The organism is Streptomyces sp. NPDC059895 (genome assembly GCF_042731035.1).
Taxonomy (GTDB): Bacteria; Actinomycetota; Actinomycetes; order Streptomycetales; family Streptomycetaceae; genus Streptomyces.
The window spans coordinates 58386-82421 of record NZ_JBHWKO010000016.1; the positions used below are offsets into that span (position 1 = coordinate 58386).

The 24036-nt window shown below is 75.0% G+C and carries 19 protein-coding genes; 9 read left to right on the forward strand and 10 right to left on the reverse strand.

The genetic code is table 11. The features are described 5' to 3' along the window. Positions 1-123: 123 nt before the first annotated feature. On the forward strand, positions 124-1047 hold the full coding sequence (locus ACFV9M_RS20070; protein WP_385069636.1) for a cytochrome P450: 924 nt from the start codon (positions 124-126) through the stop codon (positions 1045-1047). A gap of 66 nt (positions 1048-1113) precedes the next feature. Here the strand turns inward: ACFV9M_RS20070 and ACFV9M_RS20075 are convergent, their stop codons facing one another. Then, complete coding sequence (locus tag ACFV9M_RS20075; protein ID WP_385069634.1) at positions 1114-1287, reverse strand: hypothetical protein; 174 nt, start codon at positions 1285-1287, stop codon at positions 1114-1116. Positions 1288-1508: 221 nt separating this feature from the next. Between ACFV9M_RS20075 and ACFV9M_RS20080 the strand changes: the two genes are divergently transcribed. Together ACFV9M_RS20080 and ACFV9M_RS20085 are read left to right on the forward strand one after the other, a co-directional pair. Continuing rightward, positions 1509-3860, forward strand: coding sequence for a protein kinase (locus ACFV9M_RS20080; protein ID WP_385069632.1), 2352 nt, complete (start codon positions 1509-1511; stop codon positions 3858-3860). Positions 3861-3934: 74 nt separating this feature from the next. After that, entirely contained in the window at positions 3935-4570 is a 636-nt protein-coding gene (locus ACFV9M_RS20085) for a class I SAM-dependent methyltransferase (RefSeq protein ID WP_385069630.1), read from the forward strand. A gap of 239 nt (positions 4571-4809) precedes the next feature. Here ACFV9M_RS20085 and ACFV9M_RS20090 read toward each other — a convergent pair whose 3' ends face one another. The 4 genes from ACFV9M_RS20090 to ACFV9M_RS20105 form a co-directional block, all read right to left on the reverse strand. Beyond that, entirely contained in the window at positions 4810-5382 is a 573-nt protein-coding gene (locus ACFV9M_RS20090; RefSeq protein WP_385069629.1) for a phosphatase PAP2 family protein, read from the reverse strand. Then, positions 5375-6700 carry a diacylglycerol/lipid kinase family protein gene (locus ACFV9M_RS20095; RefSeq protein ID WP_385069708.1) on the reverse strand — a complete coding sequence of 442 codons (1326 nt, stop codon included), beginning with the start codon at positions 6698-6700 and terminating at the stop codon, positions 5375-5377. Before ACFV9M_RS20095 ends, ACFV9M_RS20090 begins: the two co-directional genes overlap by 8 nt. 220 nt (positions 6701-6920) lie before the next feature. Next, complete coding sequence (locus ACFV9M_RS20100; protein WP_385069627.1) at positions 6921-8621, reverse strand: hypothetical protein; 1701 nt, start codon at positions 8619-8621, stop codon at positions 6921-6923. A gap of 246 nt (positions 8622-8867) precedes the next feature. Next, complete coding sequence (locus ACFV9M_RS20105; protein WP_385069706.1) at positions 8868-10952, reverse strand: DUF1996 domain-containing protein; 2085 nt, start codon at positions 10950-10952, stop codon at positions 8868-8870. 381 nt (positions 10953-11333) lie between these two features. Between ACFV9M_RS20105 and ACFV9M_RS20110 the strand changes: the two genes are divergently transcribed. Continuing rightward, positions 11334-11876 carry a cupin domain-containing protein gene (locus tag ACFV9M_RS20110; protein WP_385069626.1) on the forward strand — a complete coding sequence of 181 codons (543 nt, stop codon included), beginning with the start codon at positions 11334-11336 and terminating at the stop codon, positions 11874-11876. 116 nt (positions 11877-11992) lie between these two features. On the opposite strand, the gene ykgO is transcribed toward ACFV9M_RS20110, so the two are convergent. Beyond that, entirely contained in the window at positions 11993-12115 is a 123-nt protein-coding gene (ykgO, locus tag ACFV9M_RS20115) for a type B 50S ribosomal protein L36 (protein WP_385069624.1), read from the reverse strand. 28 nt (positions 12116-12143) lie between these two features. Beyond that, on the reverse strand, positions 12144-12308 hold the full coding sequence (rpmG, locus tag ACFV9M_RS20120) for a 50S ribosomal protein L33 (RefSeq protein WP_385069622.1): 165 nt from the start codon (positions 12306-12308) through the stop codon (positions 12144-12146). Positions 12309-12566: 258 nt separating this feature from the next. Between rpmG and ACFV9M_RS20125 the strand changes: the two genes are divergently transcribed. Next, positions 12567-13256, forward strand: a complete 690-nt coding sequence (locus ACFV9M_RS20125; protein ID WP_385069620.1) for a lipoprotein — start codon at positions 12567-12569, stop codon at positions 13254-13256. Positions 13257-13355: 99 nt separating this feature from the next. Here ACFV9M_RS20125 and ACFV9M_RS20130 read toward each other — a convergent pair whose 3' ends face one another. From ACFV9M_RS20130 to ACFV9M_RS20140, 3 genes are all read right to left on the reverse strand, one after another. After that, positions 13356-14201: a DUF72 domain-containing protein gene (locus ACFV9M_RS20130; RefSeq protein WP_385069619.1), complete on the reverse strand. Its 846-nt coding sequence runs from the start codon at positions 14199-14201 to the stop codon at positions 13356-13358. A gap of 165 nt (positions 14202-14366) precedes the next feature. Next, complete coding sequence (locus tag ACFV9M_RS20135; RefSeq protein WP_385069617.1) at positions 14367-15938, reverse strand: amidohydrolase; 1572 nt, start codon at positions 15936-15938, stop codon at positions 14367-14369. A gap of 47 nt (positions 15939-15985) precedes the next feature. Further along, positions 15986-17497, reverse strand: coding sequence for an APC family permease (locus ACFV9M_RS20140; protein ID WP_385069615.1), 1512 nt, complete (start codon positions 17495-17497; stop codon positions 15986-15988). Between the two features lie 220 nt (positions 17498-17717). On the opposite strand from ACFV9M_RS20140, the gene ACFV9M_RS20145 reads away from it, so the two are divergent. From ACFV9M_RS20145 to ACFV9M_RS20160, 4 genes are all read left to right on the forward strand, one after another. Then, positions 17718-18368 carry a TetR/AcrR family transcriptional regulator gene (locus tag ACFV9M_RS20145; RefSeq protein WP_385069613.1) on the forward strand — a complete coding sequence of 217 codons (651 nt, stop codon included), beginning with the start codon at positions 17718-17720 and terminating at the stop codon, positions 18366-18368. A 302-nt stretch (positions 18369-18670) separates the two neighbouring features. Continuing rightward, a complete protein-coding gene (locus ACFV9M_RS20150) occupies positions 18671-21262 on the forward strand; it encodes a SpoIIE family protein phosphatase (protein WP_385069611.1) in 2592 nt (863 codons plus the stop codon). A 222-nt stretch (positions 21263-21484) separates the two neighbouring features. Beyond that, positions 21485-22849, forward strand: a complete 1365-nt coding sequence (locus tag ACFV9M_RS20155) for an FAD-dependent oxidoreductase (RefSeq protein ID WP_385069609.1) — start codon at positions 21485-21487, stop codon at positions 22847-22849. Positions 22850-23308: 459 nt separating this feature from the next. Next, complete coding sequence (locus ACFV9M_RS20160) at positions 23309-23965, forward strand: hypothetical protein (protein WP_385069607.1); 657 nt, start codon at positions 23309-23311, stop codon at positions 23963-23965. The last annotated feature ends 71 nt before the right edge of the window (positions 23966-24036 follow it).

Here is a 24036-nt window from a genome sequence, read left to right on the forward strand (position 1 = left end):
CCGCCTGCCCCCGTTATGTTCTCTGCGGTCCTGCAAGAGGGCCGCTGGCCTCCGGGTCCGGCATGACTGTTCGAGCACCGGGAGCAACGGCGGCGGACCCGCCGTTTCTTCACGCCGCGCCGCGTGGACGGGCACTACCGCCAGTTGATGGTGCGGGTCGCCGAGGAGCAGGTGGCGGCGGTGCGGGCGGCCGGCACGGCGCAGTTGTCCGATCTGAGCTTCACGATGGCGGTCGAGGTGGTGTGCGACATCATCGGGCTGCGCCACAGCCGTCCGGGCCTGAAGGCCAGGCTGGAGCGCTTCTTCCCCGAGGAGTTCGGCAGACCCGGACTCACCAGCGCCCGGGGCCTGTACTGGCTGGTGCGGCAGAACGCGAACTGGCTCCGCATCCATCTCGCCGACGTCCGTCCCGCGGTCCGCGCCCACCGCCGCGAGGAGCGGGACGACCTCATCTCCCACCTGCTGTCCGACGGGTGCTCGGACGCGGAGATCCTCGGCGAGTGCCTCACCTACGCGGCGGCCGGGATGGTCACCACCCGCGAGTTCATCTGCGTCGCCGCCTGGCACCTCTTCGACGATCCCCGGCTCCTCGCCCGGTACCGGGCGGCGGCGGAGCCGGAGCGGCTCGGACTCCTCCAGGAGATCCTGCGGCTGGAACCCGTCGTGGCGCGGCTCTCCCGCCGGGCCACCGCACCCCTGGTACTGCCCACGCCGGACGGCGGGGCCCGGGTCGGCCCCGGCGAGCTGATCACCGTCTTCGTCGACGGGGCGAACACCGATCCGGAGGCCGTCGGTCACGATCCGCACCTGCTGCGCCCCGGCCGGGTGCTGGGGCAGGGCCCGGGTGCGGCCGGGCTCGCCTTCGGGGACGGTCCCCACCGCTGTCCGGGCGCCGCCGTCGCCGTACTGGAGGCGGACGTCCTGCTGAGCCGGCTCTTCGCGCTCGACGGCCTGCGCATGACCGGCGAGCCGCGGGTGTCGTTCAAGGACGACATCGGCGGCTACGAGATCAGGGACCTGACCGTGACGGTGTCCGAGGGGCCGTGAGGCGGTTTGTGCCGCGGCGCCCGGTGCGGGCCGCCCGAGGCGGACCGCACCGGGGCGGCAGGGCCCTCAGCGGGCCGCCGAGTTCGCGCGTATCTGCTCTCTCCGCGCGTTGTTGTAGGCGCGCAGGAGGAGTTTCGACACCGCGCACGGCACCGTGTCGGCATGACACTGGCGGCAGGTGCGGACGTGCTCCTCGTAGGTGGCACGGGTCTGGTGCAGGGCATCCTCGGTCGAGGTCATGGGGGGTTCTCCAAGGCGACGGTCGTGGGGGCCGTACCTACTCGCCAGTACGCACCACCCGACCAGAGTTGATCATGTTACTGACGGTAGCGGAAACTCTGATTCCGGCCGCATGCGGGAACCGCCGCCGCACGCATGGCGTGAATTGATCCGTGCCGGACCAACTGACGCGACAGGGAGGCGAAATGCGCTGGAAAGCCAGGCGGCGGGGGAACGGGCCGATGAGCCCGGCGGTCCGCGAGGCGGTGGTCGACCGGTTGCGCTCCGTAGCGGCCGTCGCCGAGGACAGCGGCCGGGCGGGCAGGTATTCGGAGGCCGTGAGCCGGTACCGCGACGTGCTCGCCGACGCCACGCTCCTCCTCGGGGACGCCGACCCCCAGACCCTGCGCCTACGGCACCAGCTCGCCCACTGGACCGGCGAGTCCGGTGACCCGTCGGACGCGATCGAGCAGTTCACGCGGCTCTTCGCCGACCAGGAGACCCACCAGGGCCCCGGTCATCCGCACACCCACCTGGCCCGTCATCAGCTCGCCCACTGGTACGGCCGCGCCGGACTGCACGACGAGGCCGTGCGCCGGTACGAGGCGATGCGGCGGACGGCGGAGGCGGAGGGCCGTACCGAGACCGCCCTGGACCTCCGATGCAACGTCGGGTACTGGCAGCTGGAGGCCGGGGACACCGCCTCGGCCCTGCGCACGTTCACCGCGATGCTGCGGACCGCGGAGCGGGACCTCGGCCCGGCCCACCAGATCACCAGCATCGCCAGGAGCTACTACGCGCGGCTCGCCGGCGACCTGCCGCTCGGGCAGGAGGGCGGCGACGAAGGGCTGCGGGACCTCCTGGCGGCGGCCCGCTCGGTGGAGGCCGCGGGCGACATGCGGCGGGCGATGCGCATGTACGGGCGGATCGCCGAGGCGAGCGAGCGGGTGCACGGCGCGGGCAGCGACCAGACGTTCGAGGCGCGGGTCGCCCAGGGCAGGACGGCGGTCGCCGCGGAGGAGTTCGCGACGGCCGCCGAGGTCTTCGAGGAGATCCTCCGGTGCCTGGAGTTGCGCGGCCAGGGCCCCGGCACGGCCGACCACGACGCCCTGCGCGCCCTGCGCGAGGGGCTCGCCGAGCGGGCGCGCGGGACCGTGCTGCGGGTCGCCGCCGCGGCGGGCCGGGGAATGGCCCAGCACGTGGTGGCGTCGCCCGAGACCGCCTGCGGCGTGCTGACGAGCGCGCGCGGCGCCCGCTCGGCCACGTCGGCGGCCGGCCTGGAGGCGCCGTCCGGTGGTCGCGGCCCGAGTGCCGTGGGCGTCGAACGGTGGCGGGCGGTGCTGGCGGACCTGGCGGGGCGGGGCCTCGACGCGCATGCGCTGTACTTCTCCCGGCCGGGCCTGCGGCCGACCCCCGACGACGCCGGCCTGTGCGCCGCGCTGGGGCTGATCGGCGTGTGCGTCGACGCGCGGGGCGCCGACGGGGCGGCCGTCCAGGCGTACGCCTTCGGGTCCGGTGCGCCGGTCGTGGTGCCGGTGCGGGTGATGGAGGACGAGCAGCCGCAGGACCGGCCCCGGCCGCCCGCCGCCGAGGGGCCGCGCGAGATCACGGTGTTCGACGAGGGGGCGGAGGCCCTCGGCGGCTGGCGCGGGGTCCAGGAGGCGCGGGCGGCCCGGGCGGTGGACGATCCCCCGGCGTTCGGCTCCTACGAGGTGCTCCAGCGCATCGGAACGGGCGGCTTCGGGCGGGTGTACCTGTGCCGGGACGCCGACGGCATCCTCGTCGCCGTCAAGACGCTGCATGCCGAGTACGCGGCCGACAGGGAGATCCGGGAGGGCTTCGCGCACGAGGTGCAGGCCGCCCGGCGGGTACGGGAGGAACGCTTCACCGTGCCGGTGATCGCGGCCGACACCGACGCCGACGTCCCGTGGATGGCGGTGCCGTACGTCTCGGCGCCCTCGTTGCAGGAGTTCGTGCAGCGGTTCGGCGCGCTGGACGAGGCGACCGTGCGCCGGCTGGGCGCCGGCATCGCGACCGCGCTGACCGCGATCCACGCGGCGGGGATCGTGCACCTCGACCTGAAACCGGCCAACGTGCTGATGACGGAGGACGGGCCGCGCGTCATCGACTTCGGCATCGCCCAGATCGAGCGGCTGACCGAGCCGCGCGAGGGGTTCGCCGGGACGTACGCGTACGCCTCCCCCGAACAGCTCCGCGGCGATCCGCGCTTCACCCCGGCCAGCGACGTCTTCTCCCTGGGCACCCTGCTGGCCCGGCTCGCGCTCGGCCGCCTGCCGTGGGGCGGCGACGCCCTGACCCTCGTGGAGAACATCCGTACGGGCAGGCCCGATCTGTCGGGTCTGCCCGCCGGTCTGGAGGAGGTGGTCAGGGGCTGTCTGCGGCCGGACCCGGCGGAGCGCCTCACGCCCGCCGAGGTGGCCGCGCGGCTCCTGCCGGACGCCGCGGACGGCCGGATCGAGGCGCCCCGCTACTCCGACGAGGCCCACGGGCTGATCCGGGAGCACGCGACGCTGCCGGTGACCCGCCGGCACGAGACGCCGGCGTACACCCGGCGGGAGGAGCGACCGTTGTGACCCGCCCTCAGGGGTGCGAGGATGCGCGGGATCCGGCCGGCACGGCGGCCGGCGGGGCACGAGGGGAGCCCGGCTTGGGCGGCACGGACGACGGACGGCGGGCGGCGGCGGTCTTCGACGCGCTGGGAGGGGTCTACGAGAAGGCGTTCGCGCACTCCGAGGCCCACCACCGGTCCCTGGAGTGGCTGCTCGGGCGGCTCGCCCCAGGCAGCAGGGTGCTGGACGTCGGCAGCGGCACGGGCCGGCCGACGGCCGCCGTCCTGGCGGGGGCGGGGCACGACGTGCTGGGGGTCGACGTCTCCCCCGTCATGGTGGACCTCGCCTCCCGGCAGGTGCCGGGGGCGGCGTTCCGGTGCGTGGACGTGCGGGACCTGCCGCTCGACGACGGCTCGTTCCACGCGGTGTGCGTGTACTTCTCGCTGCTCCAACTGGACCGCGGGGACCAGGCCGCGCTGATCGGCCGGCTGGCCCGGGCGCTGGTGCCGGGCGGCAGTCTCGTGCTCGCCACCGTGCCGCTGGACGTCGAGGGCGTCGACGCCGTCTTCATGGGGCAGCCGGTGCGGGTGACCAGCTTCGCCGGCGCCGACCTGGTCGAGGTGGTGACCGGGGCGGGCCTGACGGTGCTGGCCGAGGAGAACACGCTGTTCACCCCCGACCATCCGGAGGCCGTGCCCGAGCCCCACCTCTTCCTGCACTGCGTACGGCGGTGACGCACGGGTCCCGCCCCTGCCGTCCTCAGCGGTCGCGGCAACCGGCTGCCCCCCACTCACCCGCATCTTCGACCGTCGTCACGGCCGGGTCCCGCCCCTTCCCCGCCGTCCACAGCGATCGCGGGTGGCCGGGTCCCGCCCCTTCCCCGCCGTCCACAGCGATCGCGGGTGGCCGGCTACCCCCACTCACCCGCGTCTTCGCCGTCGCAACCGGCCGGACAGCCCGCCCGCGCCCGTCCTCAGCCGTCGTAGCGGGACACGGCGGCCAGGACCAGTGCCGCCGAGCCGGTGCCGAGCAGTGCGCCGGCCACCACGTCGCCCGGGTAGTGCACGCCGGTGTGGACCCGGGAGTAGCCCACCGCGCAGGCGAGCAGGCCCAGGGGGACCGCGGCGGCCGGGAGGGCCGGGCCGACGGCGGCCGCGAAGGCGACCGCCGACGCGGTGTGCCCGGACGGGAAGGACGCCGAGTCCGGCATCGGCACGTGCCGCCCCGGGAACGGCGAGTCCACGGCGCGGTGCGGGCGCGGGCGCCGGACGAGCTTCTTGCCGAGGAGGTTGGCGCTCGCCGACGCCACGCCGATGGCGGCGACGCCCAGGGCGGCGGCGCGGCGCGACCGGCCGCCGCACAGGGCCAGGCCCGCGGCGACGGCGAAGGAGAGCTTGGAGTGGTCGGCGGCCGCGGACAGCCGGCGCAGCGCGGTGTCCAGCGTGGGCGTCCTGGTGACGGTGACCGCTTCGTACAGCGCCTGGTCCAGGGTGGCGAGGTCGCCCACCAGGCGCAGGGCGGAGGACTTGGGTCGGCGGTCAGACATCGTACGCATCCTTGATCGTGCGGGGGTCGGGGTGGCCGAGCGCGAGGCGGACGACGCGCCGCCAGTCGACCGTCGGTGGCGCGTAGGCGGCGCCGGGGCGGTGCCGGGGCACCCGCACCCGGAGCACGCTGGGCCGTACGGTGCACACCACCGGCGTGGGCAGTTCGAGTGCCTCGCCGTCGACGGCGACCGGGATGCGGTCCCGGTCGGCCTCGACGACCACGCGCCGGGGGGTGAGGGAGGTGATGCCGCTGGCCCGTTCACCGAGCAGGGCCAGTTCGGCGGCCTGGGCGGCGCCCTCCACCCGGATGCCGATCACGCCCAGCAGACCGGCGTCCAGGCGGGGGCGGCGGCCCCCGCCGAGCGGATCGGCGCGGGCGTAGGCGTTGTTGCTGATCAGCACGGCCTGCGGAGCGTGGAGGTGGGCGTCGTCCGCGCGGACGTCGAGGGTCGCGCCGCCGTTGCCGGTCAGCAGGTCGGGCAGGTGCTCGAGGAAGGTGGCGGCCTTGGCGTCGCGGTACTCCGGGCTCTGCACGACCTCCGCGTACGCCCCGAAGGACACGGTGTTGACGAAGGGCCGCCCGTTGACGTCGCCGAGGTCGACGCGGAGTTCCACGCCGTGGGTGAGGGCGTCGAGGCTGCGCACGGGGTCGGTGCGGTCCAGGCCGAGGTCCATGGCGAAGTGGTTGCGGGTGCCGGCGGCGACCACCAGGAAGGGCAGGCCGTGCTCCGCCGCCACCCCCGCGACGAGCGCCTGGGTGCCGTCGCCGCCGGCGACGCCCAGCAGGTCGGCGCCGTCGGTCACGGCCTGCCGGGCCACCTGAACGGGGTCGTCCCAGGTGTCCGGGCCGAGCAGGATCACCCGGGCGCCCAGTGCCTGGGCGCGCTGGACGAGGCCGAACCGCTCGACCTTGCCGCCGCCCGACCGCACGTTCATGATCAGCACCGGTTGCCGGGGCGGCGGCGTCCGGCGGGTGTGCGGGCCGCGCGGCCGGCGCAGGCCGCGCAGCGCGGCCCGGGCGGAGGCGAGGGCGGCCGCCCACAGCGAGACCGCGCCGACGGCCACCACCCACAGCCCCGACGCCGCGTACAGCACCAGGACGCCGACGGGCGCGGCGACGGCCAGCAGGCCGCCCAGGAGGCGGGCCCAGCCGCGGTGCGCGAGCATCCACCACACGCCCGCCCCGGCCAGCCCGAGTCCGGCGAGTCCGACGAGCAGGACCAGCCAGCCACCGGATCCGGCCCCCGCTCCCACGACGGCGGCGCAGCCGGCGACCAGCAGCAGGGCGAGCCGTGCCCAGCCCCGGGCGCGGCCGATCCCGCCGTACGGCCGGTCCCGACCGCCGGTTCTCGTCGTGGTCGTCTCCGTCTCGTTCACCCTGCGCCCGCCCTCGTGCAGTTCGCGCCCGCCATCGTGCGAGGTCCCCCTGTTTCCGCGTGGACAGCGCCGTCGTCCTCCCGCCGTCGCGGGCCGTGCGGGCCCGGTGTGTCCATGACCATGACGGCGGGGCCGCTCGGCATCCCGGGCGGCCGGTAGGTCAATTGTCCATGCCGCAGCAGCCGGGCGCGCCGGGGGCCCCGGTGGTGGTCTCCAGGCGGCAGAAGCAGGAGGCCGTGACGGGTACGTCCGCCAGCGCGGCCGCCAACTTCAGCTGCTGGGCGACGATCCGGGCCTCGCCGTCCTTCCCGAGCCGCACGAGGCACTCGTGCAGTCCGTGCAGCGACCAGACGTTGCCGGGGTGCTGGGAGGGGCGCGGCAGCGTGTCATCGAGGCCCAGGTCGGCGCGGTAGACCGCCTCGGCCTCCTCGACGCGGCCCTGCTCCAGCAGGAGGGCGCCGTAGGCGTGCCGGGTGGGCTGCATCCAGCCCCACGGTTCGTCGTAGGGCAGGCCGTCGTCCAGGGCGATCGACCGTTCCAGGGCCGCGAAGGCGGCGTCGTGCCGGCCCGCGCGGTACTCCAGTTCGCCGTCGAGCATCGCGGAGGCGATGGCGAGGATGTCGGCGCAGGTGTTGTTGAACAGCATCCGGGTCTCGGGGACCCGGGCGGCGGCGTCGTGGAACAGGCTGCGTTCGGCCTCGGCCTCGGGGATCCGGCCGGTCGCGGAGAGCGCGACGCCGCGGGCGTAGTGCCGCATGGCGGTCGTCATGCTGTACAGCCCGGGGTCGGCGGGCGCGGGCAGGTCCAGGATGTCGGCCCAGCGGCCGAAGCGGATCAGTACGTGCACCCGCATGGCGAGGAACGCCTCCAGCCAGTCCGCCATGGGCGGGCTCTCCACCCTCAGCAGTTCCTCCGGCAGCGCCTCCTCCAGCCGGTCGGCGGCCTCCAGGGCCACGTGCGCCTGGCCGAGGAACATCGCGCCGTAAATCTTGAAGTGGTGGTTGTGGGCCCGGTAGAGCGTGTAGAAGTTCATCGCCCCGGCCCGCGCCCGGTACTTCTCGTCGGCGGCGATCGCCCGCGTGTTGTCGGACACGACGGTCCGGTAGTCGCCGCACAGCACTTCCAGGTGGGAGGGCATGTGCTGGAGGTGTCCGGCGTCGGGCACCAGGTCGCGCAGCCGGTCGGCGACCGGCAGGGCCCGCTCGGGGGCCGGTGACATCTCCAGCAGGTGGATGTAGAAGTGCAGGACGCCGGGGTGGCCGGCGCCGGCCGTGGTGGCGAGCGCGCGGTCGAGCACCGCCTCGGCCTCCCGGGTGCGGGCGCCCTCGGCGGGTTCGCCCGTGCGCAGGTCCCACAGCTGCCAGGGCGTCAGGTTCATCAGGGCGTCGGCGTACAGGGCGGCGACGTCGAGGTCGTCGGGGGCCAGTGCGTGGACGGCGCGCATGGCGTCGGCGTAGGGGGCGTTCCACACCGAGCAGTCCGTCACGGGCCGCTCCTGCGGGTAGCGGGCGCGCAGGGCGCCGATCAGGGCCTGTTCGACGGGGGTGGCGCGGGTGGCCTTCTCGTGGGCGCGCTCGACCGCCTCGTGGGTGCGCGCCACTGTCCTGATCAGGTCCTGCTCGTCGAAGAACTCCCAGGGCTTGTTGTAGTTGGGTCCGAGGGCGTACGCGATGCCCCAGTACGCCATCGCGCAGTCGGGGTCGGCGCGGACGGCGTTCTCGAAGCAGGCGACGGCCTCCTCGTGGTGGAAGCCGTACGACCAGACCAGGCCGCGGTCGAACCAGATCTGCGCCTCGGGGGACGAGGTGGTGACGGGCCGGCCGTGGGTGCCGAGGTCGTAGCCGTACTCCGTGTGGTCCATGGCGCTCCCCTGGTCGCGTGGCGGCGGCCCCGGCTCCCGCTCCAGGGGCCGGTGTCGCCCGGAGCGGCCCGGGCGGTCGCTCCGAGCGACATATACCGCGCGGTCCGGTGGCGGTGCGGCTCATGACGCCCGGGAGCACCCGAACGTGCCCGCTGCCGCGCGAGGAGACCTCGGCGGGGGCCGTGCCGGTGGGCTGGTGCCGGGGGCCGGTCCCGGGGGGGGCGCCGCCGGGGTCGCCCCCCGGGGTCAGTACGGACGCCTGGCGGTACGACGCAGGAGGACGAAGCCGCCGATCACCAGCAGGGCTCCGGCGGCCGCGGGCCACAGGTCGGCGCCGGTGTCGGCCAGGCCGCCCTGGGCCTGGGGTGCGGGGACGACGGGGGTGTCGCCCGCGTCGGCCGGGGGCGTGGTCTGCGCCGGGGCCGTGGCGGCGGCACCGGCGTCGCCCCGGGAGCCCGTGTCCGAGCCGCCGTCGGAGCCGCCGGCCGGGGCGGGCGTGGCCGCCGCTCGGGTCGACTTGGTGGTCGGCGCGGTGTCGACGCGGGGCTCCGTGGTGCCGGGGGTGCCGGCGGAATCCGTGTCGCCGGCGGCGGGCTCGTCCTGGTCCTGGCCGCCCTGATCCTGGTCTCCGCCCTGATCGTCGTCCTGGTCCTGGTCCTGGTCCTGGCCGTCGTCCTGGCCCGTGTCCTGACCCTGGTCGCCGCCAGCGTCGTTGCCACCGCCGTCGTCGCCCCCGGTGTCGCCGCCGGTGTCACCTCCGTCGCCGGCCCCGTCGCCGCCGCTGTCGTCGCCGCCGGATCCGGCGCCGCAGGTGCGGCCCTCGTTGATGCAGTCGACCATCTGGCCCATCAGGTCCTCGTCGAAGACGTTGACGAAGTCGCCGTGGTCGGTGACCGGCTTGTGCAGCTGCTCGGGGAAGGAGTCCACCGCGAACAGCGGAGTGGTGCGACCGCCGTCCTGGAGGCTGGGCGCGTCGACGTCGTAGACGATCCGTTGCACGAGCTGCGGGACGGCCCGGAAGCCGGCCGGGCAGCCCCCGTCGGCGGCGGTGAAGGCCACATGGGTGCGGTGGTTCGCGCTGTCGATGTTGTCGCCGTCCCAGCAGCTCTGGAAGCGGAAGCTGCGCACGACGTCGCTGCCCGCGGGGCAGAGCGGGTACTTGTCCTCGAGCTGCCGGTCCTCGAAGCCGGTGCAGCTCCAGGACGCGTTGGCGTTGGCCGTGCCGTTGACGAACGCCTTGGCGTCGCCGGTGATGATCCGCAGCAGCCGCGGCATGGCGGTGACCTCGGCGCGCGGGTTCCCCACGAAGGTCATGGTGACCTCCTTGGGTGTGACGATCTCACCGGCGTTGCCCTCGATGCCGCCGCCGGGCGCGTCGGCGTCCTGCTCCTCGGTGCCGTTCTGCAGACGCAGGACGGGCCAGAAGTACGAAGACCTGTCGCCCTGGTCGACGCAGCTGGTCTCCGCGTTCGCGAGGTCCTCGTCCGAGGCGAAGGCGTCGTTGGACTGGTTGCCGACGTAGTCGTGGAAGTGGTGGGCGCCGTTGGTGACGCCCGGGGCGACGATCACGTTGTCGGAGTTGAACAGGCCGTTGGAGTTGACTCCGCAGCTGGTGGTGAAGGTGCCGCGGGAGGCGTCGGCGGTCGCGGGCGGGGTCTCCCGCGCGGGCTGGACGGTGGTGATGTCCACGTAGTCGGCGGCCACGGGGCCGTTCCCGGCCTGGCCGCCGTTGCCTTCCTGACGGTCCTCGCCCTGCTGACCTTCCTCGCCCTGCTGACCTTCCTCGCCTTCCTGGCCCTCCTCGCCTTCCTGGCCCTCCTCGCCTTCCTGGCCCTCCTCGCCTTCCTGACCGTCCTCGCCCTGCTGACCGCCCTCGTCCGCCCGGCCGTCGTCCTGGCCGTCTCGGCCGTCGTCCTGGCCGCCGTCCTGGCCGTCCTGGTCCCGCCCGCTCTCGCCCGCCTGGTCGTCGGCGGTGCGCAGGCTGCAGGCGGCCAGGTCCGCCAGGCCCTCCGGGCGGTCGCCGACGCGGTCGACGGCGACCGCGATGCGCTCGATCGTGGCGCCGCGCTTCTCCTTCAGCGGGTTCATCACCGCGTCGTCCGCGAAGCCGACGTCCTCGCGCACGGCCTGTGCCGACTCCTGCAGTCCGCGGTAGGCGGCGGCGATCTGCTCGTCCAGCACGGCGAGTTCGCGGTCGACCTCAGGCGCGGCCTCGTCCGGCACATCGGTCAGCCGGCTGCCGACGTCGGGGCAGTCGATGGTGACCGAGCCCGACGTCCAGGGCCCGTCGGCGCCGTCCTCGGTGGCGGAGGCGTAGACGTTCGCCGCCATCAGCCCTCCGCCGCCCAGCATCAACGCGACCGCGGAGAAGGTCGCGCGCCGGCCGCCCGTCGGGCGTCTGCGCCTGTTGTGTCCCACGGAGTGCTCCAAAACCTCTCGGCGGCGGTCGGACCTGAGAATCCCCCGGCCCTGTACGGAGCCCGTCCCGGGAATGTTCAACCGCACCGGAAATTCACAGAGAACTCTCAGAAGACCATCACGACGCCGGCTCCCGGACCAGCTCCCGGACCAGCTCCCGGACCGGTTGCCGCCGGGACACCACGGGCCTCTGACGGCCCGTCACACCTCGTCAACATAGGTCGGATAATCTCACCGCGTGCAACGCATCGAACGGCAGACCAAGACACCGGCCCCGTTACCGAGGCGGGCCTCGTGAGCGAGCCGTCGCCCGTGGCGGCCGCTCCCGCCGCCGACCCCGTACCGGCCCTGCTGGCCGACGGCCTCCTCACCGAGCGGCTCGCCCTCTCCGTGCCGGAGCGCACCCGGGTCGTCGTGGCGCGGTACGAGATCCCGCCGGGCGGTGAGCTGCCGTGGCACTACCACGAGGGACGGGTCGTCGCCGTGGTGACCGCCGGGACGCTCACCCGGACCCTGGCGGACGGCTCCGAGTGCGTCACCCGGGCCGGGGAGACCATCGTGGAGCCGGTGGGCCCGCAGGGCGTGCACAGGGCGGAGAACCGGGAGGCGGGGACACTGGCCCTCTGCGCCCTGTTCTTCCTGCCGGCCGGCAGTCCGCTGTCCACGCGCGCCGAGGCGCCGGTGCGGGGTGGCGAGGGCGGAGGGGTCCCGGCCGGATCGGACGATGGGGGAAGTCGGCGCCGGCCGGGAGCGGACGGGTTCTCGGGGGAGCCCGGCCACTCCCCCACCGTAGGACGGCAGCGGCCGGTCCGCCCGGTGGGCGTGGAGGGCGGGTGACGGGCATGCCGGTGGGCCCGGCCCTCGCACGGGGCCGGGCCCACCGGGCCGGTCGAACCCACCGGGCCGGTCGAACCCACCGGGCCGGTCGAACCCACCGGGCCGGTCGGGGCCGCTCAGCCCTGGCGGGCCTTGAAGCGGGGCTCCCTCTTGTTGATGACGAAGGTCACCCCCTTGCGGCGCACCACCTGGGCGCCGGGCCTGGACTTCAGTGAGCGCAGGGATCCGCGCACCTTCATGACTGCCTCCTGGGGTCGTACGCCGGGTTCATCGCTCCTCGCGGAAGTCGACGTGCCGCCCGGCCACGGCGTCGTACTTGCGCAGGACCATCCGGTCCGGGTCGTGGAGACGGTTCTTGCGCGTCACGTAGGTGACACCGGTGCCCGCCGTGGACCTGAGGGTGACGACGGGGCGCGCCGTGCTGCGTGCCATGGGGATCTCCTTCCACCGGCATCGCACCCTGCCTCATCGAGTGGTGCCTCATTGAGTGGTGCATGCCAGACAGGGCCTACAACCGCGGACGGGGGCGGGACATTCCCGGGTGGCGGGGCATTCCCGGGTGCCGGGCATTCCCGGTGCTGGTCTTGCGGGTCGTTGCCGGTACCGGGCGCGCAGGTGTGCGACGCCGGCCTCGGTTACAGTGCTCCGCCGGTACCGCGACAGGTACCGGAGACACGAGGAGGGACAGCGGTGCGCTTCGGGGTGGGGAACGTGGGGCGGGGTCTGGCGGCGGCGGCTCTGCTGACGGGTGTGGCGACAGGGTGCGGGGAGGCGGGACGCGGCGCGGAGGCGTCGCCGGGGAAGGCCACGGCGGAGACGGCGCAGACGGCCGGCGCCGCGGCCCGCGGTGGCAGCATCGGCGCCGACGGGTCCGCGTGCGAGCTGCCCGTCACCTTCGATGTCGCCGAGTCCTGGACGGCCGAGGCCGTCGACGCGGCCGCGCAGAAGAGCGACACCGGCGACGAACCGACCGACGAACTCGCCGACGAACTCGCCGACGCGCTGCTGCGCCAGGGTCCCGTCACCATGGTCTGCGAGGTCGACGCCAAGCCCGCGGGGAACATCGGCTTCCTGCGCGTGTGGACCGGCGAGCCGGGCGACGCCGGCGCGCGCGCCGTGCTGGAGCAGTTCGTCGCCGCGGAGAGCGGGGCGAGCGGGGCGGAGTACCGCTCCTTCGAGGTGGGCGGCCTCGACGGCGCGGAGGTGGAGTACGTCACCACGAGCGAGGCGCTGGAGGAGACGAAGAAGGAGCGCGCCCTCGCGGTGACCACGGCCGACGGCCCGGTCGTGCTGCACCTCGGCGGCATGGACACCGAGGAGCACGAGGAGATGCTGCCGGCGTTCGAGCTGGCCAAGAGCACCCTGAAGGCGACCGCCTGACGCGCCACCGCACCCGCATCCCGCGTATCGCCGCGCCGCCGCACCCCCGCCACTTCACGCTTTGCCGGGCCGCCGGACCGCCGGACCGCCGGACCGCCGTCAGTCGTCGAGGAGGGCACGCATCCTCGTGGCGGCCCGGACGGCGGCGTCGGCGCAGCAGTTGTTGAACAGCACGTGCACCCGCTCGGCCCGCCCGGCCAGCGCGCGCACCCGGGGCAGCCACTCGCGCAGTTCGCCGTCGGTGTACTCGTGGCGGAAGCGGTCCTCCTTGCTGCCGGTCCCCCAGGCCGGGCTGCGGCCGTGGAGGCGCACGACCGCCAGCCGCGGCGAGGTGACGGGCGTGACCGGGGGGACCGCGGACGGCAGCGACGGCTCCATGTCCACGGCGACGGCGGCGAACCCGTACGACCGCAGCGCCTCGGCGGTCGTACGCTCCCGCGGGCCGCGCCACCAGTCCGGATGCCGGAACTCCACGCAGACCGGCCACCCGGCGGTGCGCTCGGCGCAGTCCGCGAGGACGGCGCCGGCCCGCGCCCCCGGTCGCAGCCACGGCGGGAACTGGAAGAGGACCGCGCCCAGCCGCCCCGCCTCGCGCAGCGGCTCGACGCCGTCGGTGAACCGGCGCCACACCTCGTCCAGCGCCTTCGGGGAGCGGACGTCCCCGGGCAGCCCGGGCGGCAGGGCGGCGGGCCGGGTGGGGTGGCCGGTGAGCAGGGAGAAGGCCTTCACGTCGAACACGAAGTCCTCGGGTGTGCGCTCGGCCCACAGCCGGCTGGTGCGCTCGTTCGGCAGGCCGTAGTACGTCGAGTCCGCCTCGACGACCGGGAAGCGCTCGGCGTAGTGCCGCAACCGGCCCTCCGCGTCCCGCCGTCCCGGCGGGTACCAGCCGCTGCCGACGAGCGCCCGGTCCGTCCACGAGCAGGTGCCGACCAGTATCTCGCCCATGACGGGCGGTTACCCCGCCGCCGGGAAGATCCTCCTCGATCCCGGCGGGGCGGTCTGATCGCCCGTCAGCTCAGGCCTGCCGGTGCGCCTCAGGCCCGCCGGTGCGCCTCAGGCCCGCCGGTGCGCCTCAGGCCCGCCGATGCACCTCAGGCCTCCCGGTGCACCTCAGGCCTCCCGGTGCACCACGTGACCACCGGTCACCGTCAGCCGGACCGGCGCCTCGGCCAGTTCGTCCGCGGGGGCCTCGACCGGGTCCAGCGCGAAGGCCGTGAGGTCGGCGCGGAAACCGGGCGCGATCCGGCCCGCGACGTCGGACTCGCCCGCCGCGCGGGCCGCGTGCGTGGTGCACCCCTCCAGCGCTTCGAGGCCGGTCAGGCCCGGCCGCCGGGAGGCCGCGCCCCGGGGGCTGCGGGCCGTCGCCAGGACCGCGCGGACGTCGTGGTGGGCGATGGGCCAGTCCGAGCCGAGGGCGAGGGTGGCGCCCGCGTCGCGCAGGTCGCGCAGGCGCCAGGCGTGCGCGGCGCGTGCGGCGCCGAGCCGGCGGGACCACTCGTCGCTGCCGTCGGGGCGGGTGTAGGCGGTGTGCGGGGGCTGCATCGACGCGGCCACCCCGGCCTGCGCGAACCGGGGCAGCAGCTCGTCCGGTGCCGTCTCGATGTGCTCGATGCGGTGCCTGCCCCGGGCGCCCGGTCCGAGGGCGGCCACGGTGTCCAGGACGTGACGGACGGCCGCGTCCCCGATGGCGTGCGTGGCGGTCCGCACACCGGCCGCGTCGAGCGTGCGCACGGCGGCGGCGTAGCCCTCCGGGTCCGGCCAGAAGGCGTCCGTGCCCTGGCCGTGGCAGTCGGCGTGCTCCAGCCAGGCGGTGCCGCCCTCGACGGTGCCGTCCATGAAGAACTTCACCCCGCCGACCCTCCAGTGCCGGCCGTTCAGGTCCTGGGCCGCGACGAGTTCCGCGAGGTCGTCGGCGTCCGCGCCCGGCATGCACCAGGGCGCGAACCGCAGCCGCAGCGGCAGGACCGTCTCCCGCGCCACGGAGGTCACCAGGTCGATGTCGCCGCCGTCCATCACATGGGCCCCGGTGAGCCCGGTCGCCGCCATCTCCGCCAGCAGGTCGAGCAGCCGGGCGCGGCGGGCCGCGTGCGACGGGCGGGGCGCGACGGCCACCACCAGGTCCATCGCCGCGTGCTCGACGAGGTGCCCGGTGGGCCGTCCCCCGGCGTCGCACACCACTTCCGAGCGCTGGTCGAAGTGGCGCGGCCCGGTGACGCCGGCGGCGGCGAGCGCCTTGCCGTCGACGAGGGCGGAGTGGCCGTCGTACAGGCGCAGGAAGGCGGGCGATCCGGCGAGCACGTCCTCGACGAGGGCGCGGTCGACGGGCCGGCCCTCGAAGGCGTTGTGGTCCAGGCCGTACCCGAGCACCCAGCCGTCGACGCGCTCGGCGGACGCCAGCGCGGCGCGCAGTCCGGCCAGGTCCGTCACGGCCGACAGGTCGGTGCCGGTCGCCATCTCCAGGCCCCAGACGGGGTGGCTGTGGGCGTCCACCAGCCCGGGCACGAGGTGCGCGCCGTCGAGCCGTACGACCTCGGTGCCCGGCCCGCGCCAGTCGCGTACGTCGTCCTCCTCCCCCACGGCGGCGATGATCCCGTCGCGTACGGCGACGGCGGTGGCCGTCGGCCGGGCGGGGTCGAGGGTGTGGACCCGGGCTCCGGTCACGATCAGGTCGGCGGTGGGCATGAGGGGACTCCCTTACTGGGGCTGGTTCGGTGAGGTGCCGGATTCGGTCACGCGGGAGGCGCTGCGGACGGGTCGGGTGCGGTGGGGTCGGATGCGGTGGGGTCGGCCCGGTCCGAGCCGAAGCGGGCGTACACCTCCGGTCGTGCGCGGCGCAGCCACCGGGCGAGGAGGAGGCCGGCGGCGAAGACGACCGGCGCCATGGCGACCAGCACGGTGTTCACCGTCGAGGACGCGCCGGTGAACAGGTCGATGTGGCCGACGACGAGGGCGATCGCGGCGGCCAGCAGGAGGCTCGCGGTGATCGGCGCCACGAGGGTGCGCAGCGCGCCCTCCTGGTGGCGGACCCGGCGGAAGTAGCAGGGCACGGCGATCGCGGCGAGGAGCTGCAACAGCAGCAGGCCGATCATCCCCGGCGTGTTGACGTAGAGCAGGAGCTGCCCGTACGGGTCGGCTCCGGCCGCCCAGAAGGCGAGGACGACCACGGCGCCGAGGACGGTCTGGGCGAGGCCGGCGACGTACGGGGAGCGGTGGCGGGGGTGGACGCGGCCCAGGGCGCGGGGCAGCACTCCCTCCTCCGCGAGGGCGAGGCCGTAGCGGTTGATGGCGTTGTGGAAGGCGAGGAGGGAGGCGAGGACGCTGGTGACGATGAGGACGTGCATCAGGTCGGCCGCCCAGTCGCCGACGTAGGTGCTGATGGCGGTGAAGAACAGGCCGGCCGGGTCGTCGGCGGCGGCCGCGAGGACCTTGTCGTCGCCGAAGGCCTGGATGGCGATCCAGACGACGAACGCGTAGAAGAGGCCGAGGAAGGCGACGGCGCAGTAGGTGGCGCGCGGCACGGTGCGCTGCGGGTCGCGGGCCTCGCGGCGGTAGATGACGGTCGACTCGAAGCCGGTGAACGCGGCGAACGCGAAGGCGAGGACGGCGGCGGTGCCGGGGACCAGGACGTGGTCGGGGGCCAGGGAGGTCACCGACAGCCCGTCGGCCCCGCCCTCGATCAGGACGCCCGCCGCGAGCAGGACGAGGATGCCGGTCTCGGCGACGAGCAGGACGCCGAGGACCTTCGCGCCGAAGTCGATGGAGCGGTAGCCGCCCCAGCCGATGAGCAGCAGGCCGGCCAGGGAGACGGGCAGCCAGGGCACGTCGGCGCCGAAGAGGGCGTGCACCGTGTCCTGGGTGGCGGTGGCGAGGAGGCCGTAGACGCCGATCTCCATGCCGTTGTAGCCGATCAGGGCGAGGAGCGCGGCGCCGACGCCGGCGGGGCGGCCGAGGCCGCGGGTGATGTACGCGTAGAAGGCGCCGCCGCTGGTGACGTGCCGGCTCATCGTGGTGAAGCCGACGGCGAAGACGGCGAGGGTGAGGCCCGCGAGGAGGTAGCCGACGGGTGCGCCGACGCCGCCGAGGAGGATCGCGAGCGGGGCCACGCCGGCCATGACGGTCAGCGGGGCGGCGGCCGAGACGACGAAGAAGGCGATGTCGGCGGTGCCGAGGGTGCCTGTGCGCAGGCCCGCCGGGGCGGAGCCGGCTCTCGCCTCGGCGGGGTCGGGGGTGGTCACGGACATGGGGAAGCCCTTCGAGCGGCGGACGGGAGGGGGTCCCGGGCGTGCGGGCGGCCGGGTTCACGGTCCGGGCGAGGCCCGGACCACGGCGTGCGGGATCGCGCCGGGGATCCCCGCGCACCGGGGGTGGCGTGCGCCGGGACCCGTAAACCTAAAGGCTTTCGGTTTCCGCAATGTAACCTTCCGTTGGGCATCCGGGAAGACCTCAGGGGGGCCACCGACCATGGGACGGCCGCGCACACCGCTCCTCGATCGCGAGCGCATCACCACCACCGCGCTGCAACTGATCGACGAACAGGGCGACTTCAGCGTCCCTCAGATCGCGCGGCGGCTCGGGGCGCAGACCGGCTCGGTGTACCACCACGTCGACGGCCGGGACGGCATCGTGGAACTGCTGCGGGAGCGGGTGGCGTCCGCGATCGACCCCGGGACACTGGACCTGGCGCCGTGGGACGCCGCGCTGGAGGCCTGGGCGCGCTCCTACCGCGCCGCGTTCGCCGCGCACCCGCGGACCATCCCGCTGCTGATGACGTCGCCCGTCCGGGCGCCCCGGGTGCTGGAGCAGTACGAGCGGGCGGTGACCCTGCTGCTGGACGCCGGATTCGGCACCGCCGAGGTGATGCCGCTGGTCATCGCCCTGGAGAACCTGGTCCTGGGCTCCGCACTCGACCTCGCCGCACCCGAGACGATGTGGGAGCTCACGGAACGCACCCCGACACCGCGACTGGCCCGGGCCCTGGCCGCGGTGGGCGAAGGCCGCGCGGACCGGGCCTTCGAGGTGGGACTGGCCGCGTTCCTCGCCCACGCGCGGGCGATGCGGGGGGCGGGGGCGGCGGGACCGGCTCTCGGCGGGGCCGGCTCCGCCCGAGGCTGACGGGGGCGGCTCTCGGCGGGACCGGCTCCGCCCGAGGCTGGCGGGGCCGGCGTTCGGCGGGACCGGCTCCGCCCGAGGCCGCCCCGGCGTGGCCGGCCTTCGCCCGGCGGGCGGCTCCCCGGGCGGCTCCGGCGGCTCCGGCGGCTCCGGCTCCGGTCGCGCTCACTTCCACCGGCATGCCTGCGGGGGCCCGGGGATGGCATGCGGGTGGCATGCGGGCGCCGCGCGGATGCGCACTGCAGCCGGTGTGGCGCATTCTTGCTGTGTCGCCCGTCGGGCGGCGCACGGACGAGGTGGGACCGATGACTGGGAGCGCCGAGGACGAGCGGGATGTGACCGGGACACTGGCCGGGGCCACGGCGGACGCGGTGCGTGCGGCGGGTGGCCGTACCGGGGGCGTGTACCTCTGCTCCCGTACGCCCGGCCTGTTGCGGCTCGCGGTGCTCGCGGGGCTGCCGGGGCCGCTGTTCCGGCCCTGGTGGGGGGTGCACGTGGACCGGCCGTTCCCGGTGGGCGACGCGCACCGCCTGGGCGTTCCGGTGGTCCTGGCGAACGCCGCCGAGACCATGCGCCGCTACCCGCAGTTCGCGGCCGGACTGCCCTTCCAGTTCAGCTCGTTCAACGTGCCCGTCGCGGCCGACGGGCGGGCCTTCGGGGTGCTGACCGTGCTCGGGGCCGCGACCGCCGACGTCTGGGAGGTGCTGGAGCCGCGCGAGCGGCTGAAGCGGGTGGCGGGCGGCCTCGCGGCAGCGCTGCTGCGGCACGAGGCGGCGGGCGGGGGCGTCACCTGGGACGCCGACCCGCTGTGTGTCCGTCCCCCGCCCGCGGGGCCGCCGCCCGGCCGGGTCGGGCATCTGGCGTGGGACCCGGCGACCGGCGCCGTCACCGCCGACGACCCCGCCCGGGCCCTGCTCGGGCTCTCCCCCGGGGAACGGCCGCACACGCTGGAGGCGCTGACCCGGGCCGTCGACGTCACGGACGCCCGCCGGCTCCCCGCCCTGCTGCGCGAGACCGCCCAGGGGAGGCCGCCGCCCCGTCCGGTCCGCATCCGCACCGCGGACGGGGGGCTGCGCCTGCTGGAGCTGTGGGTGCCCGGTACGGCCGCGTCGGCCCCGGTCACCGGTGTCCTCCTCGACCAGGGGCCCGGCGCCCTCGCGGACGGAGCCGCCGATCTGTTGCCGGAGGGGGTGTTCTGCCTGGACCGGCTCGGCCTGGTCGTCTACGCCAATCCCCGCGCGGCCCACCTGCTGGGCGCGGAGCGCTCGCGGCTGCTCGGCCGGCCGCTGTGGGAGGCGCTGCCCTGGCTGAACCGGCCCGACTACGAGGACCATCTGCGCGGCGCCCTGCTGTCGCCGGAGCCGGTGCACTTCCACGTCCGCCGGCCGGGGCCCGGCGCCGGCGGCCCGGGATCCGTACCGCGCTCCTACGAGGGCGACTGGCTGAGCATGGCCGTCCACCCCGGCCCGGACCTCCTCACCTGCACCGCCGTGCCCGCCCACCGCGTGACCCACGCCCCCGGCCGGCCCGCGCCGCACACGGAGGACGCCCCGGCGGACGACCTGGCGCCAGACCCGGCGGCCGCCGCGGCACCCGACCCGGCGGCTGACGCGGCACCCGACCCGGCGGCTGACGCGGCACCCGACACACCGACCGGGCCCCCCGCCCCGGACGACGCGGCGTCCACCGCCCCGCTGTACCGCCCGATCGTCCTGGCCATCGCGCTGACGGAGGCGGTGACCGCCCGCCAGGTGTCGGCGGTGGTCGTGCAGGAGCTGATGCCCGCGTTCGGCGGCCGCCGGCTGGCCATCTACCTGCTCCAGGACCGACACCTGTACCTGGCGTGGGAGACCGGCTTCCCCAAGGGCTTCCTGGAACCGTTCGAGGGCGTGGGCCTGGACGAGCGGATGCCCGGCGTGGAGACGCTCACCACCGGCCGTCCGCTCTTCTTCGACTCGATGCAGCAGCTCGCGGCCGCCTACCCGGGCCTCGCGCTGGACGCGACCGAGGGCGCCCGCGCCTTCCTGCCGCTGATCGCCTCCGGCCGCCCGGTCGGCTCGTGCATCCTCGGCTTCGACCGGCCGCGCAGCTTCGGCTCCGAGGAGCGCACGGTGCTGACCGCGCTGGCCGGCCTGATCGCCCACGCGATGGAGAAGGCCCAGCGCTACGACACCGAGGCCGCCCTCGCCCGCGGCCTCCAGCGGGCTCTCCTCCCCCGGCGGCTGTCGCGGCACGCGCGCGTGGAGACCGCCGGCCACTACCTGCCCGGCACCGAGGGCATGGAGGTGGGCGGCGACTGGTACGACGTCGTGGAGGCCGGGGACGGCCTGGCCCTGGTCATAGGAGACGTCCAGGGGCACGGTGTGCAGGCCGCGGCGACCATGGGCCAGCTGCGCAGCGCGGTGCGGGCGTTCGCGCTCGGCGACCGGCCCCCCAGAGAGGTCATGGCCGGTACGAACCACCTGCTCATCGACCTCGACCCCGGCCTGTTCGCCAGCTGCTGCTACGTCCGCCTGGACCCGGCGACCGGCGTGGCCCGGGTGGTCAACGCCGGGCACCTGCCGCCGCTGCTGCGTCACCCCGACGGACGTACCGAGGAGGTGGAGCTGCCGGGCGGGGTCGTGCTCGGGGTCGACGGACACGCCCACTACCCGGTCGCGGAGCTGTGCCTGGAGCCGGGCTCGGTCCTCGCGCTGTACACGGACGGGCTGGTCGAACGGCCCGGCCACGACATCGACGAGGGCATCACCGCGCTGCGCACCGCCCTGGCCGCGGCCGGCGCCCCGGCGGAGCGGCCCCTGGCGGACATCGCCGGCCGGCTGACCGCGACGGCCCGGCAGGCCGTGGACCGCCCCGACGACATCGCCCTGCTGCTCACCCGCCCACTCCCTGGGTGAGCGGCCGGCGGGGTGGCCTGGGAGGCGGGGGGGTGGGGGGCTGGGGGCGCGGCCCGCGAAACGCCTGCTCAGAGCCCTGGCCGGGCGTCTCACCAAGAACGCCCACCCACTCATAAATCACGCTTATGAGCTCATAGACTGGACCCCCGTACCGAGTTAGGTTTGCCTTAGTTTAGGCTTCCCGTCGAGTCGATCTGTCGCCGCTCGAAGGGAACCTCAATCATGCCCCGCCCCCTGCGGGTAGCCATTGTCGGAGCCGGCCCCGCCGGGATCTACGCCGCCGACGCGCTGCTCAAGTCCGATGTGGCCGCCGACCCCGGTGTGTCCATCGACCTCTTCGAGCGCATGCCGGCCCCGTTCGGCCTGATCCGTTACGGCGTGGCCCCCGACCACCCCCGGATCAAGGGCATCATCACCGCCCTGCACCAGGTCCTCGACAAGCCGCAGATCCGCCTGTTCGGCAACGTCGACTACCCGACCGACCTCAACCTGGACGACCTGCGCGCCTTCTACGACGCCGTCGTCTTCTCGACCGGCGCGATGGCCGACCGCGAGCTGTCGATCCCGGGCATCGAGCTGGACGGCTCCTACGGCGCCGCCGACTTCGTGTCCTGGTACGACGGCCACCCGGACGTGCCGCGCACCTGGCCGCTGGAGGCCGAGAAGGTCGCCGTCCTCGGCGTCGGCAACGTCGCCCTGGACGTGGCCCGCGTCCTCGCCAAGACCGCGGACGAGCTGCTGCCGACGGAGATCCCGCCGAACGTCTACGAGGGCCTGAAGGCCAACAAGGCGCTGGAGATCCACGTCTTCGGCCGCCGCGGCCCGGCGCAGGCGAAGTTCTCCCCGATGGAGCTGCGGGAGCTGGACCACTCCCCCAACATCGAGGTCATCGTCGACCCCGAGGACATCGACTACGACGACGGCTCGATCGCGACCCGGCGCGGCAACAAGCAGGCCGACATGGTCGCCAAGACGCTGGAGAACTGGGCGATCCGCGACGTCGGCGACCGCCCGCACAAGCTGTTCCTGCACTTCTTCGAGTCTCCCTCGGAGATCCTCGGCGAGGACGGCAAGGTCGTCGGCCTGCGCACCGAGCGCACCGCCCTCGACGGCACCGGCAACGTCAAGGGCACCGGCGAGTTCAAGGACTGGGACGTCACCGCGATCTACCGCGCGGTCGGCTACCTGTCCGAGAAGCTGCCCAAGCTGCCCTGGGACATCGACTCGGGCACCGTCCCGGACGAGGGCGGCCGCGTCATCGAGGAGAGCGGCGGCCACCTCCAGTCGACGTACGTCACGGGCTGGATCCGGCGCGGTCCGGTCGGTCTGATCGGCCACACCAAGGGCGACGCCAACGAGACGGTGTCGAACCTGCTGGACGACTACGCCAACGGCCGTCTGCACACGCCGTCCTCGCCCGACCCGCAGGCCGTGGACGCGTTCCTCGCCGAGCGCGAGGTCCGCTTCACCACGTGGGAGGGCTGGTACAAGCTGGACGCCGCGGAGAAGGCGCTGGGCGAGCCGCAGGGCCGGGAGCGTGTGAAGATCGTCGAGCGTGAGGACATGCTCCGCGAGAGCGGCGCGTAAGCACGACGGTACGAGGGCCCGGAGGCGGTGACACGCCTCCGGGCCCTCGGCCTTTTCCGGGTGCGGGCCGGCGCCCGGGCCTCCCGGGAGGGGGCGCGGGGGCTTGAGCCTCTTGAGGCCGCGGCGCGACGCGCACCCTGTCGTCACGGGACCCGTGCCCCGGCTCCGGTGGTACCGGGGACCGACGCGCGGAGGGCGTGCGCGCCCGGAGTGTGCGGGCGCCGTTCATGCGCTGTTGGCCCCGGTGACGGCGGTCTGTCGGCCAGAGGGAGCACCGCGCGAATGGTCCGCGGGGCCACGGGCATGCTGTGAACGAGGTCACTTCCGGTGCGCCGTGCCGGAATCAGCCCGGAGTGCCCTTTCCCCCGTCCCGCCTCTCCCTAAGGACATGTGGTCTTGGCTCTCATGTACCCTGACGCCCCGTCAGCCCGTCGTCCCGGGCGCTGCTGGACGATCCGCGTGGTCGGTCACCGGGACCGTACCGCCTCGGTCACCTGCTCCTCGGCGTGCACCATGCCGCCGCGCTCACGCGACCTCTCGGCCTTGCGCCGCTTCGCCGAGGCGCATGCCGCCGCTCACGCCAGGGCGGCCTCGGTGCGGTCCGACGCCGCCTGCTGGTGCCGTCGCCAGCGGTGCGCGTCCCACGAGGGCATCCGGATCGCCTGCGCGGGCGCGGTCGTCCTGGTGCTGCGCCACGACCCGGCCGTCGGCCAGGTGTGGACCCTGAGCGAAGTGTGCGCCGCCTGCGCCGCGTTGATGCCGCACACCCGGGTGCTGGGCCGCGCGGCGCCGCCCTCCAGGGCGGCGGACCCACCGGAGGCACGGCAGGAGGCGGTCACCCGCCCGTCACCCCCCGAGCCCGCCACCACCCCCGCCACGCCCACCACCCCCGCCACGCCCACCATGGCCGCCGCGCCCACCACGGCCGCCGCGCCCACCACGGCCGCCGTTCCCACCGTCGCCCCACCGCGTCTCGTCCCCGGTGGATTCAGCGCGCCCGGTGCGTCCGGCGCGGGAGGCGGCACCGGACCGGAACGGCCCGCCGGCCACCGGCGGGGACGCGTCGGGCACGGGCAGCGGCGCGGTCGTACGGAGATGGAGGGCGGCGGGAGATGAGCGCCCGCGCCCGCCGACGTGACGTGTCCGGCAGAACGCCGGTGACCTGACCCCCGCTCCGTCACCGACGG